Source organism: Rufibacter ruber (genome assembly GCF_014138425.1).
Lineage (GTDB): Bacteria > Bacteroidota > Bacteroidia > Cytophagales > Hymenobacteraceae > Nibribacter > Nibribacter ruber_C.
Window position 1 is genome coordinate 46,115 of sequence record NZ_JACJIQ010000003.1, and the last position, 18,726, is coordinate 64,840.

The 18,726-nt window shown below is 49.1% G+C and carries 8 protein-coding genes; 6 read left to right on the forward strand and 2 right to left on the reverse strand.

Translation table 11 applies throughout. The features are described from left to right. The first annotated feature begins 195 nt into the window (after positions 1–195). The 3 genes from FHS90_RS04560 (at position 196) to FHS90_RS04570 (ending at position 7,866) form a co-directional block, all read left to right on the forward strand. The gene (locus FHS90_RS04560) at positions 196–3,246 is read left to right on the forward strand and encodes an amidohydrolase family protein (protein ID WP_182512069.1); all 3,051 of its coding nucleotides are present in this window, start codon (positions 196–198) and stop codon (positions 3,244–3,246) included. A 12-nt stretch (positions 3,247–3,258) separates the two neighbouring features. Continuing rightward, positions 3,259–4,590 carry an amidohydrolase family protein gene (locus FHS90_RS04565; protein ID WP_241499038.1) on the forward strand — a complete coding sequence of 444 codons (1,332 nt, stop codon included), beginning with the start codon at positions 3,259–3,261 and terminating at the stop codon, positions 4,588–4,590. 294 nt (positions 4,591–4,884) lie between these two features. Further along, the gene (locus tag FHS90_RS04570) at positions 4,885–7,866 is read left to right on the forward strand and encodes a PAS domain S-box protein (RefSeq protein ID WP_281367868.1); all 2,982 of its coding nucleotides are present in this window, start codon (positions 4,885–4,887) and stop codon (positions 7,864–7,866) included. A 114-nt stretch (positions 7,867–7,980) separates the two neighbouring features. On the opposite strand, the gene FHS90_RS04575 is transcribed toward FHS90_RS04570, so the two are convergent. Beyond that, entirely contained in the window at positions 7,981–9,219 is a 1,239-nt protein-coding gene (locus FHS90_RS04575; protein WP_182512073.1) for a PQQ-dependent sugar dehydrogenase, read from the reverse strand. 829 nt (positions 9,220–10,048) lie between these two features. Beyond that, complete coding sequence (locus FHS90_RS04580; RefSeq protein ID WP_182512075.1) at positions 10,049–11,350, reverse strand: serine hydrolase domain-containing protein; 1,302 nt, start codon at positions 11,348–11,350, stop codon at positions 10,049–10,051. A 958-nt stretch (positions 11,351–12,308) separates the two neighbouring features. Here FHS90_RS04580 and FHS90_RS04585 point away from each other — a divergent pair. The 3 genes from FHS90_RS04585 to FHS90_RS04595 all read left to right on the forward strand — a co-directional run bounded on the left by FHS90_RS04585 (position 12,309) and on the right by FHS90_RS04595 (position 18,719). Then, the gene (locus FHS90_RS04585) at positions 12,309–13,499 is read left to right on the forward strand and encodes a FecR family protein (protein ID WP_182512077.1); all 1,191 of its coding nucleotides are present in this window, start codon (positions 12,309–12,311) and stop codon (positions 13,497–13,499) included. A gap of 146 nt (positions 13,500–13,645) precedes the next feature. Further along, complete coding sequence (locus tag FHS90_RS04590) at positions 13,646–17,167, forward strand: TonB-dependent receptor (protein WP_182512079.1); 3,522 nt, start codon at positions 13,646–13,648, stop codon at positions 17,165–17,167. A gap of 16 nt (positions 17,168–17,183) precedes the next feature. Then, positions 17,184–18,719: a RagB/SusD family nutrient uptake outer membrane protein gene (locus FHS90_RS04595; protein ID WP_066836037.1), complete on the forward strand. Its 1,536-nt coding sequence runs from the start codon at positions 17,184–17,186 to the stop codon at positions 18,717–18,719. The last annotated feature ends 7 nt before the right edge of the window (positions 18,720–18,726 follow it).

The window sequence follows — 18,726 nt, forward strand, 5'->3', positions numbered from 1 at the left end:
ACCTGTAATTTGAAAGCCCGCTGCCCCTTAGGCAGCGGGCTTTTTTTGTGTCATTCTACCGGGCTGTTTTTGGCCTGTTTTTCTGAAAACAGGCCAAAAACAGAGATTGTGGGGTAGGGTCTTTTTTTTAGGCGGTTGCTTTCGTACTTTCCGTGCTTCAAACTATCACCAGACCCTACAAACATTACTAAACCCATGAAGAAAATTGTTCTCTCCGTACTGGCGGTGGCGGCGCTGTCGCTGCAGGGCCGGGCGCAGGAGACGTACCCGCGCAATGGGGTGTATGATGAGCGCACCGGCCTGAGGGCGTTCACCAATGCCACCATCTATGTGGACTACCAAACCAAACTTGAAAACGCCACGCTGGTCATCAAAGACGGCAAAGTGGCGGCTGTAGGCACCAAAGTGTCTATTCCCAGGGGAGCCATGGTCACTGACCTGAAAGGCAAAACCATCTACCCCGGCTTTGTAGACCCGTACAGCAATTATGGCCTGCCTGCCGTGAGCCGTCAGGCGGTGAGCTACGGCAGTCCGCCGCAGGCCGAGTCTAAGAAAGAGGGAGCCTACAACTGGAACCAGGCCATTAGGCCAGAAACCAACGCGGTAGAGCTGTTCAAGGTAGACAACAAGGCCGCTGATGACCTGAGAAAGCTGGGCTACGGCGCGGTACTCTCTGTGCACCAAGACGGAATTGCCCGCGGAACGGCGGCTTTGGTCTCCTTGGCCAACAAGCGCGAAAACCAGGTGATACTGCTGGACAAAGCCGCCAGTGCCCTGTCTTTTGACCGCGGCTCCTCTACCCAGGAATACCCTAACTCCCTGATGGGGGCCATTGCCCTTTTGCGCCAGACGTATCTGGATGCGCAGTGGAATCTGCAGAACCCAGACAAGGAGCAGAACCTTTCCCTCAAAGCATTCACAGAGGCCAACCGCCTGCCGCAGATCTTTGAGGTGAGCAACAAGTTGAATGCGGTCAGGGCAGACAAGGTGGGTGATGAGTTCGGGTACCAGTACATCTTCAAAGGCAACGGAGATGAGTACCAGATGCTCCCGGAGATCAAGAACACCAAGGCCCCGTTCATTCTGAGTCTGAACTTCCCAGACCCTTACAATGTAGAAGACCCGTATGAAACCCGCCGCATTGAGCTGGATGACCTCAAACATTGGGAAATGGCCCCGGCCAACGCGGCTATTTTGGCCAAAGAAGGCGTGACCATTGCCTTTACCTCGGCTGACCTGCGGGATAAAAGTAAGTTTTTGGCGAACCTCCGCAAGGCGGTTCAGCACGGGCTGCCTGAGCCGGAGGCGCTAAAGGCATTGACCTTGACCCCGGCACGGCTGGTAAAGGCTGAGAAATATGTGGGCTCGCTGCAGGAAGGCAGGCAGGCAAACTTTGTGGTGACTTCTGGCTCACTGTTTGAGCCTACTACCTTGCTGCTCACCAACTGGGTGCAGGGGCAGGAGTACAGAATCAGCGAGACCCCGGCAGATTTCAGGGGCGTGTACACCTTGAAAATTGGTTCCCAACCAGACCGTAAACTGATTATTTCGGGCACGCCCGAAAAGCCAGACTTAAAAGTGGTAGCCCCAGACACCATCAAAGGCTCTCTGACCATGAGCGGCGAGATGCTCACCTTTGCATTTGCCCCGGCTAAGAACAGCAAAGAAAACATACGGCTGACCGGCTGGTACACGGGTAAGAGTTTTCAGGGGGAGGCGCAGCTGCCAGACGCCCAGATGGTGAAATGGACAGCGCTTTTGTCTGAGGCGGCCACCCAGCAGGCCAAACGTGACTCAGCCAGGACCAAAGCCAGTGACCCGGTGCAGCTGGGCAGCATGGTCTACCCATTTGCCGCCTTTGGGCGAACAGCACTGCCCAAAGCAGAAACCGTCCTCATCAAGAATGCCACCGTCTGGACAAATGAGAAGGAAGGCAAGCTGGAGAACGCAGACGTGCTGCTGCGCGATGGCAAGATTGCGCAGGTGGGGAAGAACCTGAACGCCAGCGGGGCCAAGGTGATTGACGGAACCGGTAAACATGTCACCCCTGGTATCATTGACGAGCACTCCCATATTGCCTTAGACGGCGTGAACGAAGGTACCCAGGCGGTGACCGCTGAGGTGCGCATGTCTGATGTGGTGAACCATGAGCAGGTGAACATCTACCGCCAGTTGGCTGGCGGCGTGACTACGTCGCAGTTATTACACGGTTCAGCCAACCCTATTGGCGGGCAGAGTGCCATTATTAAATTACGCTGGGGGCAGGCGCCGGAGAAACTCATGTTTGAGGGCGCAGATCCGTTCATCAAATTCGCCCTGGGCGAAAACGTGAAACACTCCAACCGGTCTCCCGTGTACAACGTGCGGTTTCCGCAGACCCGCATGGGCGTGGAGCAGGTGATGGTAGATGCCTTCCAACGGGCAAAGGAATACCAGAAAGCCTGGGGTGACTACCACCAGCTCTCCAAATCTAAGAAAGCCAAAACCGCCGCACCGCGCCGTGATCTGGAGCTGGAGGCGCTGGTGGAGATCCTGAATGACAAGCGCTTCATCACGTGCCACTCCTATGTGCAGTCTGAGATCAACATGCTCATGAAAGTGGCAGACCAGATGGGGTTCAGGGTGAACACCTTTACCCACATTCTGGAAGGTTACAAAGTGGCAGACAAGATGAAGGCCCGTAACATAGGCGCTTCTACCTTCTCTGACTGGTGGGCCTATAAAATGGAGGTGAAAGATGCCATTCCGTACAACGCGGCCATCATGCACAACGTGGGTGTGACCACGGCCATTAACTCAGATGACGCTGAGATGGCCCGCCGCCTGAACCAGGAAGCCGCCAAGACCATCAAGTACGGTGGTGTTTCTGAAGAGGACGCCTTGAAAATGGTGACCCTGAACCCGGCTAAACTGCTGCACCTGGACAACCGCGTAGGCAGCCTGAAACCCGGAAAAGACGCTGATGTGGTGATTTGGAACGAACACCCGCTCTCTATTTACGCGCGCCCTGAGAAGACCTTTGTAGACGGCATTGCCTACTTTGACCTGGAAACAGACAAAGCCTTGCAGGAGGCACAGGAGAAGGAGCGTCTGCGGTTGATCAACAAGATGCTGGCCGCCAAAGCCAAAGGGGAGAAGACGCAGTCGGCCCCATCCGGCCGCCGCTTTGGGCAGGTACTGCATTGTGAAGATGTAGACAATGGCGCTGAGGAAGTACTGTATGAGTCTGAGTACGGTCAGAAATAAGGAGGCAACCACATGAACTTGATATACAACTCCGTGGAGACAACATATAAAATGAGAAAGGCGGCGCTGCTCTTTGCTGCGCTGCTGACAGGGGCAACCGCCTGGGCGCAGGTTCCGGTGCCAGCAGCTAAGCAAACAAAGGCGGTGGCGGTAACCGGTGCCACCCTGCACGTTGGCAACGGGCAGGTGGTGGAGAAAGCTACCGTTGCTTTTGAAAACGGTAAAATCACCTACGCCGGCCCGGCGTCTGGTTTTAAAGCCGCAGGCACCGCCTATGAAACCATTAACGCAGCCGGTAAACATATCTATCCAGGCCTGATTCAGCCCAACAGCCAGATTGGCCTGGTAGAGATTGAGTCAGTGCGGGCTACCCTAGACCAGCAGGAGGTAGGGCTGCTGAACCCTAATGTGCGGTCAGTAGTGGCGTATAACACAGATTCAGACATTGTTCCTACGTTGCGCAACAACGGCGTGCTCCTGGCGCAGGTGACCCCGGTGGGAGGGTTGATCTCTGGTTCTTCTTCTGTGGTACAGCTAGATGCCTGGAACTGGGAAGACGCCGTGGTGAAAGCAGACGGAGGGCTGCATTTGCGCTGGCCGGCCATGTTGCAGAGCGGCGATACAAGCCCCGCGGCGGCACAACGCAAGCAGGCCCGGCAGCAAGGGTTGCAGGAGTTAGAGACGCTTCTGGCAGATGCCTCTGTGTACAAGCAGCAGGCGCGGGAGAAGGAGAACCTGAAACTGGCCTCTTTGACCGGCTTGTTTGACGGCAGCAAAAAACTCTTCCTTCATGTGAACTACGGCAAGGAGATGGTAGAAGCGGTACGGTTCGCCCAGAAGGCAGGCATCAAGAACATGGTGATAGTGGGCGGGGCAGATGCGCTGGTGGTGTCTGACTTCCTGAAGGAGAATAACATTCCGGTGATTTATTCTGGTGTGCATGCCTTGCCTGCCCGTGCCGGAGATGACGTCTACCTGCCGTACAAGATGCCGGGCCTTCTGCACCAAGCCGGCATTCTCTTCTGCCTGGACTATGACGCCAGCCTGCACGGGACCCGTAACCTTCCGTTCATTGCCGGAACCGCCGTGGCTTTTGGGCTGCCTAAGGAACAGGCGCTGGCCTCAGTGAGCTATAATGCCGCCAAGATTCTAGGGGTTGAGGACAAAGTGGGGTCCATAGAAGTGGGGAAAGAGGCTACCTTGGTCGTGTCTGAGGGAGACCTGCTGGACATGCGCACCAACAAAGTGAGCCACGCCTTTATTCAAGGCCGCCAATTGAACCTCACGGATAAGCAGCAGTACCTGTATCAGAAGTTTAACGGTAAATACAACCAAGGGGAGTAATTTCCTGCAACCCCTTATCTAAGGAAGAGCCACCTGCAAGCAGGTGGCTCTTCCTGTTTTAGGCCTGTTTTTCAGAAAACAGGCCTAAAACAGGGAACATGGTTTTTAAGGCGTAGCCTTTGAGTCGCTGATGGTGCCTGTGCCCTAACCAGAGGTTGCCCCCCCCTCTACCTTTTATTAATGAAAATTTAGTATATTGTATGCTCCCCCTTTTTGTATTTTTGCCTACAGAAGCATCTGATGGATACTGCCTTAGATCCTTAGTGGCGGAATGATTGGAGAAAGAGCACCTATATGGAGGAGACATTAGCCGCCGCTGCTGAAATTGCAGCCCCAGGCCTACAGAAGGAACCCTTGCCGTTATTGTATTTTCAGGAACTGCTAGAGCATAGCATGGAACCTATGCTTTTAATAGCCGGGGAGGGCGAACTGCTGTATGTGAATAAAGCCCTGGAAGAGTTGGCGGGAAAACCCCGGGCCACCCTTCTGCAGGAGGGGGTTTCTGCGGTGTTCCCGTTTTCTGGTGGCGGTTTCCCTTCCATAGCCACAGCCTTTGGTGCTGATGGTACTTTTTCAGACACACTCTCCCTTTTGCACCCGGTGGAAGGGGGAATCCCGGTAAAGGTGAACGCCAGAACCTTCTTTGGGCCAGGGGGCCAGGCGGTAGCCAGTGTGTATCTCAAAGATCTCAGGCCCTCGCTGGAGGCGCAGGAGAAGATAGTGGGCCAGCAGGAAACTTTAAAAGTTGCCCTCACTGACTTGCAGCAGGTACTGGAGAATTCAGTGGACATGATCTGTACGTTTGACCTGGATGGGAACCTTCTGCACATCAATAAAATATGTGAGAAAATTCTGGGGTACTCTTCAGAGGAATTGGTAGGCCGCCACTACCGGGAGTTTATCCATCCAGAAGACATCACCTCTACCCAGGGAGATACCCAGGAGTTACAGCAAACCCAAGTTACATACCATTTCAGAAACCGCTACCTGCATAAGAACGGGAGTATGGTTTACCTGTCCTGGACCTCCTCACTGGTGAAAGAAGCCGGTAAGGTCTATTGCATTGCCCGAGACATCACCTCTATGATTCCGGCAGAAGAGATCAGGTTAGAAAACGAGAGCCGTCTGCAGGCCCTTTTGCAGGAAGGCTTTGAGATGATTGCCGTGATTGATGAAAAAGGTGTGTTTAAATTTGTGAGCGGCAGTGTCAAGAATGTGTTAGGGTATGCGCCAGAAGAGTTGGTGGGTATGGATGCCTTTACCCAGGTGCACCCAGATGATGTAGCCCATCTGCTGGAGCAACACCGGCAGGTGTTAAACGGGCAAAACCTCCTGTTCAGTCCCTTCAGGTGTAAAAACCGGCGTGGCGCGTGGCGCTGGCTGGAGTCACGGGCGGTCAACTGCTTTCATAATCCCACTATCAACGGCATTATTGTCAACTCCCGTGATGTGACCGAGCGCCTGCAAACCCAACGGCAGCTGGAGCGGAGCGAAAAGATGTACAAGTCCCTCTTTGATTTCAACCCAGATGTGGCGTATTCCCTTGACACCAACGGCCGTTTTACCTCTGTGAACAAAGTGGCCGTAGAGCTCATGCAAATGCCGGAGGAGGAAATCCTGAACAGGCATTTCAACGAGTTTGCGCAGCTGGACTATGTGGAGCACAATGAGCGGCAATTCCAGAGAGTGCTCCGGGGGGAGGCCATCACCACAGAATCATCCCTGCTCAACGCTAACCAGGAGGAGGTTTTCTACACCTTTACGGAGATACCTATTTTGATTGATGGCGAAGTGGTGGGAGTGCACGGGCTGGCCAAAGACATCACGCATGTGAAACGGCAGCAGCTGCTCTTAGAGGAGACGGCAAAAAGGCTGAACAACATCTTGGAGAGTATCAAAGATGCTTTTTTCACCCTTGACCAGGAATGGCGCTTCACCTATGTGAACCCAGAGTTTGAAAAAACCATGAAAGCCCGCAAAGAGGATCTGGTAGGCCGTAAAATTACCGAGGTGTATGACCCTGCCATATTTGAGCCTTTTTACCGGCAGTTTCAGCGGGCAGTTGGTAAAAGAGCGCCTATTCATTTTGAGGAATATTCAACGTACCTGAACAGCTGGCTGAGCGTAACGGTGTATCCGTCAGAAGAAGGGTTCTCTGTCTACGTCAAAGGGATTAATTCGCGTAAGCGGGCAGAGGCAGAACTTAAAAAGCTCTCCCTGGTGGCCAGCAAAACGGTGAACTCGGTCTACATCACAGATGAGGAAGCCAGAATAGAATGGGTCAATGACGGCTTCACCCGCCTGACGGGCTATACCTTAGAAGAGGTGGTGGGGCGCAAGCCCGGTGATTTTTTAGCCAGCCCCGCAACCCGGGCCAATGTATTTTCTATCAGAGAGAAGCTAGCCATTGAAAAGCCTTTTGTGCAGGAGGTAGAGAATATGAGCAAATCAGGGGAGGTGTACTGGTCTAAACTGGACGTCACCCCCATTCTTGACGAGCACTCAGGCGGCGCCAAGAAATTCATAGTCATTGAAACGGAGATCACCGGCCAGAAAAAAGCCGAAGAGGAGCGTGTCAGGCTCACTGACGAGTTGCTGCGGCGTAACCGGCACCTGGAGCAGTTTACGTATATTGTGTCACACAACCTGCGGTCGCCGGTGGCGAACGTGCTGGGGTTGACTTCACTGCTCATGGGCACAGAAGACCGGGAGATGCAGTTGACCGTGACAGACAAGCTGCGCCATACGGCGAAGGGGTTAGATACCATTATCAGAGACCTCAACGACCTCTTGAGCCTCCAGGGAGGGTTGTTAGAGGCACGGGAGAAGATCAGTCTGCCAGAGATTGTAGAGCAAGCCCTGTTGAGTCTGCCCAATGAAAGCTACCAGCACGTGACCATAGATCTGAACGGAATCCAGGAGATCATCTCCGTGCGGAGCTTCATGAACAGTATATTGAGCAACCTGCTCACCAACGCCGTGAAATACAGGTCTCTGGAAAGGCCGCTAGACATCAAAGTGACGGCACGGCTTGAAGAAGCGTCAAACTTGCTCTGCCTCTCTGTCTCTGACAATGGTCTGGGAATTAACCTGGAGAAAGAAGAGAAAAACCTGTTTGGCCTTTACAAACGCTTCCACTTTCATGTAGCCGGCAGAGGGCTGGGGCTGTATCTGGTAAAAATGCAGGCCGAAGCCTTAGGAGGGGCCGTGAACGTGCAGAGTAAACCTGGGGTAGGTTCAACGTTCAACGTTTTTGTGAACGTAGCAGAAAGTTAGTTTCTGTTTCCGGGCTGTTTTCAGAAAAACAGCCCGGAAACAGAAACTGCCAGTTACTTGTCTTTTAGGGGAAGGGGAGGTGCTTTTTCCTCCTGCCACTCGTAGGGGGGGGCACTATCTGGGAGATATTTTCCAGAGTTCGCCGTTGCTTTGGTCAGTCACCACATACAAGGCGCCGTCTGGCCCTTGCCGCACATCCCGTATGCGCTGGCCACGGTCGGCCAACAGGTGCTCCTCACCGGTCACTTTCCCGTTTTCAATTTTCAGCCTCACCAACCGCTTGTCTTTCAGGCCTCCCACAAACAAGCTGCCGCGCCACTCCGGGAACGCGTCACCGGTGTAGAATTGCGCACCAGAAGGGGCAATCACAGGGTCCCAGTAGTAAACGGGCTGCTCAAACCCTTCTTTCTGGGTCACGGCATTGGGAACGGGTTTACCAGAGTACTCCTCACCGTAGGTGACCAAGGGCCAGCCGTAGTTCTTGCCTTTCTGGATGAGGTTCAGTTCATCTCCGCCCTGCGGCCCCATTTCTACCACCCAGAGTTTCCCTTCGGCATCAAAAGCTGCAGACTGCACATTTCTGTGCCCCACCGTCCAGATCTCTGGCAAGGCTCCTGCCTGCCCCACAAAAGGATTGTCTGGGGCCGGCGCCCCGGAAGGGGTGATTTTTAGGATTTTGCCCAAGTGGCTGTCCATGTGTTGCGCCTGGGGCCGGGTCATTAATTCAGAGCGTTCCCCCATAGTAACATACAAGTTCCCATCTGGGCCAAAAGCCAGACGTGACCCAAAGTGCTTATCACCGTTGAAGGTGGGCATTGTTCTGAGGATGACCTGCACCTGACTCAGACTCGTTCTGTCCTGAGACAGCACGCCGCGGGCTACACTGGTGCCGTTGCCTCCGTTGCGCGGCTCAGAATAGCTCCAGAAGATGGTTCGGTCTGTACTAAAGGAAGGGCTGAGCACCACATCTAACAGACCGCCTTGGCCGCGGGCGTCAACCGCCGGCACCCCCGTAATAGGCTGCCCCACTTGTCCGGTGGCGGAAATGATGCGCAGGCGGCCGGGTTTTTCGGTTACCAGCAAAGCACCGTCTGGGAGAGGTTCTACCGCCCAGGGTTTTTCCAGGCCGGTTGCCAACGTCTCTACCTGAAACGCCGTTGTGGAAGTAATGGCGCACGCGCGGGTTTGACCGGCAAAGGCGGGCTTCTGGTCTGGCGCGTTGGCCGTACGGGTTTCTAACGGCGTGCAGTTACCGGAAGACGGATTTTGGGCAGTAGACGCCTCCTGGCTACAGGCGGTGCCCAAACCTGCCGCCAGAGAGAGGGTTAAAACAGAAAAGCCAAAATTTTTCATAGTACTGGGTTAGGGGATGACATCTTTATATTAGAGCATGTTTAAATTTCCCTTTTGCGCTGCAAACGGATATCAAAAGAACCTGACTTTGCCATTTTCTCGCACCATAGCGGGGCGTATGCTGCTCCAAAATCGCTTCGCCAGAACCTTGTGCTCCCCATTTTCGCCTGCAAAATCAAAATGTAAACAAGCTCATTGACCGAAGCGCTTGCCTCATAGGGTTAGCCTGGTTGCAAAGGGCAAGGCATTTGTCTCCCTTACAGCACCCGCAAATCCATGAAGGGAATAAGAGCTGGTCACCTATAGATTAACCTTGTACGTGAAAGAAGGTTTTAGCTGTTACCAAAGGGAAGGGAGTCGTGAGTATAGCCAATGCTGTTTTTGACCTGTTTTCTGAAAAACAGGCCATAAACAGCCAGCCAGCATACTTAGAATTTAAAGGGGGGGAGGTGAAGGAGAATGGTTCTTGAGTAGCTTTTCACTGCCTTTCTTCAAGAATAATCTTGTATTCATTTTTCTACGCTTTCGCCTTCATTCTCTCTGGGTTTTTCTAAGAGCACGTTATGCTTTGAGCGTCTCAGGAAACCTGTACATGCATACTGCCCTTGACGTTTGCGATTGATTTCTTATCAAACCCAAGGCTAAGTAAACGCTTGCTGAGGAAACAGAAAGAGTGGTGGGGTAGCTTTTCTGTTTTTGAGCTGTTTTGGCCAAAACAGCTCAAAAACAGAAAAATGATCTGGTATCAGCAGAAGACAGGGGATCAATGGCTGTAGTCAGTACATTGAACAACTGTTAGAAAAGAAGCGGTTGCCTTTCTGCATTTTCTCTAGGTTCCAGCTACGGCAGGCCAGTCTTCTTTGGTCAAGATCAGGTGCTTTATAATTCTGTCCAGGTCCTCCGCAACCAAGGAGGGGGAATTGTTATTTCTGGAGTTGGCCATAACCACATAGCTGAATTCATTGTTCAGCCTGGTCATGACCGAGGTTGTGCCGGGCAGGGAGCCAAAGTGGCTCCAGTTAGGGTACCCAAAATAGGTGCTCTCCAGCAGTTGTGCGCTCAGGCGGCATTGGGGGCTGCGGGTGTCAACCAACACCATAAATTTTACCATGTCTTCGGCGGTGGCTATCCAGCCCCCGTTGGCATCCATTCGGGCCATTTTAAAGGAATAGGGGTTCTGTTCGTTTTGGTAATACCTTACCTCGTTCGCCACCTGCTGGCGCTTTGTGTCTCCGGCAATGCGCATGGTTGAGATGCCCAAAGGGTGCAGAAACGTTTCCTGCACATACTGGGAGTAGCTTTTGCCTGTGACTTTTTCAATCACCCTCCCTAGAATGCAGTAGCCTAAATTAAAGTAGCAGTAGGTTGTGCCCGGAAGATGCTCTAAAGGCCTGCCATTGATCTGGTTACTGATTATCTGTTTGGCTGACAGAGACTGGTCTGCAAAAATGGGGTCATTTGGGTTGTTTGTCCAGCCGGAGGTATGATCCAGCAAATGCCGCACGGTGATGAGGTCAATGTTAGAGCGGGCCGGTGGGGAGGGGTAGTCTCCCGTGAGTATCCCGTTTGGCCCAAACACCCTGTCTGAAAAAGAGAGCTTTCCCTCCTGCACTAACCGGAGGATGGCTGCACTGGTGATAGGTTTGGAAAGGCTTGCAATCCGGAAGAGGCTGCCGGTGGAGACTAATTCTGCAGATTCCCGGTTGGCATATCCGTAGCCTTTAGAAAAGATCAGTCTGTCGCCTCTGGCAATGGCAATTGACACCCCAGGCAGGTTGTGGCGTTTTATAGCCGCTTCCATGGCCTCATCTATTTCTGTGTGCAGGGAGTTAAACTCCACCCGGTACCGTGATATCCTTCCGTCTTCAGAAACCACTTTGTACACGACCTCCGCAGAAAAATCATTGGCTGTGGTGTTACTGGTTTGGAGGGTGTTGCCTATGTACACTTTACTGCCCGGTGTTCTGGGGGTGAAGGCGGCAATAAGGCTGTCTCTGGGAATGCCAGACGGCAAGTTGACAGAGATGCGGGTGCCTGTGAGGCTGGCCTTACTATCAACAGGTAGCCTTTGGTTATTCTCTTGCAGAAAACTAAAAGCAATGAGCCCCTCCTCCAGAGGATATGCGGGCATAATGTCATTATTCTCGCCTTGGCAGGAGAACATGAAAACAAGAAGCAAGGCCATGCACAGCCTTCCCATACTCACCATGGGTTAAAAAATAATAGTAAATAAAAGGGGTGAGCCAGAGAGTGGGGGCTTTCTAAGCTAGCTTATTTTCATAGTGTGGTGGTGCGGTAGCCAAAGAAATAAGCATCTTTGGCTGCCATAGGGAATGCAGCTGCAAATATATAATTATTCTGTATCTGGAGCAAAAGTTTTTTGTACATGCTCTGTAGGAAAAGTGATATATATCATTTGATGAAGCTGAGGGCTTGATAAGGGAAACAGTGTGCCTGAGTAATTCTAAGCATGGGGCATGAGTGAGCCTTTTTAGCAAAAAAGGCGGGGGTGTGAGGAAAAATACTTTACCCTCGTTCTGTTTTTAACTTGTTTTCCTGAAAACGGGCTATAAACAGGGTTTTGGAATGTTGATGTAGTAAAGTGGAGTAAGGGGATAACCCTGATAGTAAAAATGATAAGGAGGATGTGTTAACAGCCAATTATAACTTTTATCTGAAGAGTTAAAATGAACTTATCAGTTATATTTTTATCAGAACGAAAGGAGAAAAATATCTGCAACAAGTCTAAAGATTATACAAGTCAGATAGTGCGCATGCCGGTTTAAGAAAAACTAACCCTTCCAGTTTAATCTATAAATAGTAGGGGGTATGAACTGAAAAGTAATTGGCGTACAACGTTATGACGAGACAGCCACTGCTGAGCGGCAGGAGGAGTTCCTGGGAGCAGGAACAGTTTCTCTTATTTCATGTGCTCTAAAAATACCACAAGCAGTTTGAATGCTACTTCTTAAGATGTTGAAACCTCAGTAAAATATACTCTTTCATGTTTAATTGAAAAGAGGCAAAAAAAGTGGAAGAGTGACTAAGGGATTGTTCCATGTTAAGGTACTTATAATAAAAGGCAATAAATGAATTCCAAAAAAGGAAATAAGAGATACCAGGATCTGGCTGAGAAATGGTTGAATGGTACCATCACCCCTGAAGAGGAACAAGAATTCTCTACTTGGTATCATACTGATCAGGATGCTCCTGTAACAGTAACTTCTTATTATGCTGAGAGTGAGGCAGAGCATAAAGCTAAAATCTTTCATGCTATCAAAGAGTCTATCAACCAAGAGAAGGAAAGTAGAAGTAGTAGGAAAAAAACATTTCTGGCAACCTGGATAAGTGCGGCGGCAGTCATTGCTCTACTGCTGGTGTCAGTAGGGGCATACTTCTCGTTATTACAAGAGGGTGGCAGTAGTATAAAGGCCGTAACAAAGCCGCATTTGCGGTACAAGAACGATGTTCCCGCCGGTGGAGAGAAGGCTTTATTGACGCTAGCAGATGGTCAGGTTATTGTTCTTGAAGAATCCCGAGATGGAATGGAGCTGGAGCAGGGAATAGCAAAGGTTATAAAAATGAATGGCTCCTTGGCTTATAACCAAGGTGTAAAAGGAAACAACAACGAAGTAGTTTATAATACAGTGAGCACCCCTAGGGGGGGGCAATACCAGGTTGTGCTAGCAGATGGTAGCAAAGTGTGGCTGAATGCAGCCTCGTCTATTAGGTTCCCAACAGCTTTTACCGGTAAAGAGCGGAAAGTTCAACTCATAGGGGAGGCTTATTTTGAAATTGCCAGAAATACAGCCATGCCCTTTAAAGTAGAGGCCGGTGAGGTAGAAGTGAAGGTATTGGGGACTCACTTCAATGTGATGGCCTATCAAGATGAAAAGGTGCTGGAGACTACCCTGTTGGAAGGTTCTGTGCAGGTGACTCAGGCTGAAAAAGAACAAGTACTGGTGCCTGGACAGCAGGCTGTGCATCAGTATGGAGGCGCAGGATTCAAACTGAAGAAGGTAGACGTTGAAGATGTGACTGCCTGGAAGAATGGTGTTTTTCTGTTTGAGCAGTCTGACCTGAAACAGGTTATGCGGCAAGTGCAGCGTTGGTATGATGTGGAGGTGGTGTACGAGGGAACCGTTCCTGCTTTGGCGTTTACCGGAGTAATTCCCAGAAAAGAAAATGTGTCAAAATTACTGGAGGTTCTTGAAATGACGGGTGGTGTTGAGTTTGAAATTTCAGGCCGAACTGTTTTGGTGCACAAGAAAGGAAACTAGCAATTTACATATAGACATTGGCAGCTTTTTTTGAAAGCGAAACCCCACCGGGTGAAGGGGGAAGGGAAAGCTATGCCCGTACTTTGAAATTGTTCAGCTATTGACAACTACTATTTTTTGAAATTCTAACCCTTTACTAACAACAAATGAAAGCATTTTTACACTTCAAAAGCCCCAGAGCTTATTTGAATTATCTTAGGAATTCAAGGGCTTCCATAGGTAAAAAAACAATAAAGAAGCGAACCAGATTTATGGAGCTCACAGGCATGCTTCTATTGGTACTGGTCTTACAGGTAAAGGCAGCCTCCTTTGGGCAAAAAGTCACGCTTTCTAAGAAGAATGCAAGTTTCACCTCAATTCTAAAAGAAATTAGAAAGCAAACCGGCTACTTCTTTATTTACAATAGTGAAGTATTAGAAAAAGTAAGACCAGTTACTGTGAATTTCCAGAACAGAGAGCTGGAAGATGTTTTGCAGGAGCTTTTTAAGGGACAGCCATTTACGTATTCTATTCAGGATAAGATTATTGCGATCAAGTTAAAAGCAGCCTCAGCGGCGGTGGCAAGCCCTAAAGAAGTAGGTGCACAAGTACAGACCAGAACCATAACAGGTAAGGTGACCAGCAGTGAAGACAATCAACCTCTTCCTGGCATAACTGTTTTGGTAAAAGGTACTACTGTCGCCACCTCAACAGACATAGACGGCAAATATTCTTTAAACGTTCCTGCTTCAGCAGAAACCTTGGTTTTTAGCGCTGTGGGATATCAGAAGAAAGAAGTTTCAATTACCAGCGCCGCTACCATTGATATTGCTTTGGCAGCAGAAGCCACAGAGATAGAGCAAATTGTAGTGGCTTATGGTACTGCTCAAAAACGAACCCTGACCAACTCGGTTGCAAAAATCACCAGTGAAGATATTCAGGATAGATCCATCACCAACATCAATACAGCTTTAGCCGGGGCTGCCCCAGGTGTTCAAACCAATGCAGGAAGCGGTCAACCCGGAGAGGGGCCAGATGTGCGCATCAGGGGCTTTGGTTCTATGAACCTGGCCATGGATCCCTTATATGTTGTAGATGGGGCTCCTTATGAAGCTCCCATCAGTAACATCAATGCAGATGACATTGAGAGTATTTCTGTTTTGAAAGATGCTTCCTCTACTGCCTTGTATGGTTCCCGCGGTGCTAACGGAGTGATTATTATCACTACTAAGAAAGGAAGCAAAACGCGTAGCTCTCTTAATGTAAAACTGGCAGAAGGGGTGAGCGGCCGGGCGTTAGCTGACTATGAAACCGTAAACGCTGAACAATATTTTGTATTAATGTGGGAAGGGATCAGGAACGAGAACATGAAAGATAAAGAATGGACTCCAGATAACATGCTATTGGCTGGTACCATTGCATCTGAGAAGGTAGCATCAGAAGAGTATCTGCGGAATAATCCTTTTAATGTTCCTGCTAACCAAATCGTGTTTCCTGATGGCACCTTCAACCCGAATGCAAAATTGCTTTACCCAGATGATTTAGACTGGAAGAAAGCCCTGAAACAAACAGGTAGACGGCGAGACTATAATGTGAGTTACAGTGGCGGCAATACCAACAGTGACTATTTTGTTTCCTTGGGCTATCTAGATGAGGAAGGCGTGTTAATTGGGACTGATTTTGAACGTTTCTCTGGCCGCATTAATGTAAATATGAAACCAAATAAATGGCTGAAGTCTGGGGTAAATCTGTCCGCTAACATGTCCACACAGAATTACTCAAATGAATCTAGTGGCATTAATGAAAACCCGTTTCTGGTGGATTTAATGATGGGTCCCATTTATCCTGTTCATGAGCATGATCCGGTTACCGGAGAATACATTTTAGATGGAAATGGTAACAAAAAATACGACATGAGTGATACCCGTATTCTCTACCCTGGCAGGAATGTAGTGGCTGAAACTTTGCTGAACCAAAACAACCGAAAACGCTATTCTATCACAGGTAGAACATTTGTGGGAATTGACTTTCTTAAAAATTTCAACTTTACCTCTAATGTTTCGGTGACACTTAATAGCTTAAAGCAGAACGTGTTTGACAACCCAGAGGTGGGAGATGCTAAAGGAATGCAGGGGAGAGTCTCCAGGCTGAATACATTTTCTACCTATATTAACTTCAACCAATTGCTTACTTATAGTAAATCATTTGGCAAGCATGACATCAATGTGTTAGCCGGCCATGAAAGCTATAGCTACAATTATGACAACAACTCCATGGGGGCTTCCGGCATGATTGTAGAAGGTACCAACGTGCTTGATAATTTCACTACAATTACGGGTTTAAGATCTTATGAGACAGATTATAGAACAGAAGGATATCTGTCTAGGGTAGAATATAACTATGACGGGCGTTACTCTATTTCTGCCTCTTTAAGGCGTGATGCTTCCTCAAGATTTTTTGAAAAAAACAAATGGGGTAATTTCTGGTCAGCCGGGGTGGCCTGGAACATTGACCGAGAAGCCTTTTTTCGTATAGATTGGGTAAATTTCTTAAAGTTCAGAGCTGCTTACGGAGTTGCAGGGAATGATGCCATTGACACTTATTACGGGTGGCCGAGCTTATATGATTTAGGATGGAATAACGGGGCGGAACCAGGCATGCTCTATTCAAAGGTTGAAAAGAAAGACCTTACCTGGGAAACCACCAAAAGCCTTGACGCAGCTATTGAGTTTAGCCTGTTGAAAAGCAGGATAGGTGGTACTATTGAAGTGTACCAACGCCAGACAGATAATCTTCTCTTTGACCAGAATTTACCCTTTACTGCCGGTGTGCCTAGCTGGGTGATTAACGTGGGCAGCATCCGGAACCGCGGGGTTGAGTTGCAGCTTGATTTCGTGCCAGTGAAAACCAAGGATTTCAGATGGGATGCCACCTTGAACGTTAGTACGTTAGAAAATAGTATTCAGAAGTTACCCCCAGGTTATGATGGGTTTGTCAATGGAACTAAAAAGTGGGAAGTTGGCGGCTCCAGATATGATTTCTGGACCAGGGATTGGTACGGAATAGACCCAACTACGGGCTCAAATTTATATTGGGCTGATATGGACTTGATAAGGTCATCTGGTTCTACAAACTGGAAGCTAGCTGAAAACGGTGATACAGTAACAACTGCTTCTGGTAATGCCCGGTTTGGGTATTTTGGAAGTGCTATACCAGATTACTACGGTAGCATTAGAAACACCTTTACCTACAAAAACTTCTCTCTAAATTTCTTGATTCAATACCAGTTGGGAGGAGTGATCATTGACAGTGACTATCAGGATCTAATGACGACTGGTTTTTATGGCCGTGCTGTGCATGTAGACATGCTAAACCGTTGGCAAAAACCTGGGGATGTGACAGGTATACCTGCCAGATCTGTTGCTAACTCTACCATGTCTGCCAGTGATAGATTCCTGGATGATGCCACGTATCTGAACATTAAGACCGCCACACTTGCCTATAATGTGCCCAAAGCATTTGCTTCTAAGCTTAAAATGCAAAATGCCAAAGTGTATTTGAGTGGGGAGAATCTGTTTATAAAATCTATTAGACCAGGATTGGACCCAACCCAAACCTATACAGGTGCTCCTTCTTATACCTATGATCCTTCGCGTACCGTCACGTTGGGTTTGAATGTTTCCTTTTAATTAACGCAGTTATAACATGAAAAATTTAAAATATAGATTTTACCTTCTGTTGGCATTTGCAGTTATGCTTACGTCCTGCAGTGATGATTTCCTAGATACATTCCCAACTGATAAGGCCGCTGAATCAACCGCTTTTGAATCTACCAAAAATGCACGGGTAGCTTTAAATGGGATTTATTCTGCCCTTTACAAGCAGCAAGACGGTAGCCAAACAAGAGATGGCTACACTTCTATGATGATCTACATTGATTTTATGGGGGAAGACATTGTGCATTCTGCCTCTGGCACCACCTATTTCCGAAACGCGCACAGGTGGACAGACCACAGGAGTGAGACTGGGGTTGTAAATGAATGGGCCTACCGCTTCTATTACAGAATCATTGCCAACACGAACTTAATTATCAATAACATTGACGAGGTTCCTGGTGATATCAAAGATAAAAATGCCATTAAGGGAGAGGCGCTTGCGCTCAGAGCCTGGGCTCATTTTAATGTGGTGCAATTGTATGGTATTAGGTATGATAAGACCAATACCCCCAATGCTCAGCTTGGGGTACCTATTATGACACAGAACTCAGTTGAGCCCCAGGCCAGAGCTACGGTAGAAGAGGTTTATGCGCAAGTGAATACTGATCTTGACCAGGCGCTTTCCTTATTAGTCAGCACAAATGAACCTTCCAATAAAACACACCTGCATTTGAAATCTGTGAAAGGGATTAAGGCCCGTGTGGCATTGACTATGCAGGATTGGGACAATGCCGCTAAGTATGCCGCTGAAGCCCGTGAAGGCTATACATTAATGACAAATGCTGAATACCTGAGTGGGTTTAACAACATGGGCAGTGGGGTGGTACAGGGAGAATGGATGTGGGGGGCACGGCAATTAGATACCCAAGTCCCTACGTATGGTGGCTGGTTTGTGTACATGTCATCTAACGTAAGTTCTTCTCATACTAGGCCTAATCCTAAAAAAATCAATACGAAGTTGTATAATGCTTTGGCTTCTACAGATGTGCGTAAAAAGCTCTGGTGGAATGGTACTGCAGCTGATGCTGTGAATTTTCCGGGGGTTATTAATGCTGCCACTGGACAGACAGATGTATCAGCGGTAAGAAGGGCCTATATGCATAAGAAGTTTGTGACAGCTAATCCAGCGGTGGCATCTGGGGATATTCCCTTTATGCGCGCCGCAGAGATGTATTTAATTGAGGCAGAAGCGCATGCCCGTGCCGGAAGAAGTGAAGAAGCACAGACTGCTCTATTTCCTTTAGCTGTCAACCGCAATCCGTCTTATGTAAAATCAACCAAAACAGGAGCTGATCTTATTGAAGAAATCATGATACAGCGGCGCGTAGAATTATGGGGGGAGGGCTTTAGGTTTACAGACTTGAAACGAACCAACAGTGAACTCAACAGAAGCGGTACCGGGGCAACTTCCGCTTTAGCTACTACAGGTGTTACTACTCCCGTGCCGGCAGGTGATATCAGATGGCAGTTCCGTTTCCCAAGAGAAGAAATGAATGTGAACCCTAACTTGATCCAGAACCCTTAATCTAAAC

What these genes read in the sequence shown, in the direction of transcription:
- FHS90_RS04595 (WP_066836037.1), top strand. Translation starts at nt 17,184, where the DNA reads ATGAAAAATTTAAAATATAGATTTTACCTTCTGTTGGCATTTGCAGTT.
- FHS90_RS04570 (WP_281367868.1), top strand. Translation starts at nt 4,885, where the DNA reads ATGGAGGAGACATTAGCCGCCGCTGCTGAAATTGCAGCCCCAGGCCTA.
- FHS90_RS04580 (WP_182512075.1), bottom strand. Translation starts at nt 11,350, where the DNA reads ATGCCCGCATATCCTCTGGAGGAGGGGCTCATTGCTTTTAGTTTTCTG.
- FHS90_RS04575 (WP_182512073.1), bottom strand. Translation starts at nt 9,219, where the DNA reads ATGAAAAATTTTGGCTTTTCTGTTTTAACCCTCTCTCTGGCGGCAGGT.
- FHS90_RS04585 (WP_182512077.1), top strand. Translation starts at nt 12,309, where the DNA reads ATGAATTCCAAAAAAGGAAATAAGAGATACCAGGATCTGGCTGAGAAA.
- FHS90_RS04590 (WP_182512079.1), top strand. Translation starts at nt 13,646, where the DNA reads ATGAAAGCATTTTTACACTTCAAAAGCCCCAGAGCTTATTTGAATTAT.
- FHS90_RS04560 (WP_182512069.1), top strand. Translation starts at nt 196, where the DNA reads ATGAAGAAAATTGTTCTCTCCGTACTGGCGGTGGCGGCGCTGTCGCTG.
- FHS90_RS04565 (WP_241499038.1), top strand. Translation starts at nt 3,259, where the DNA reads ATGAACTTGATATACAACTCCGTGGAGACAACATATAAAATGAGAAAG.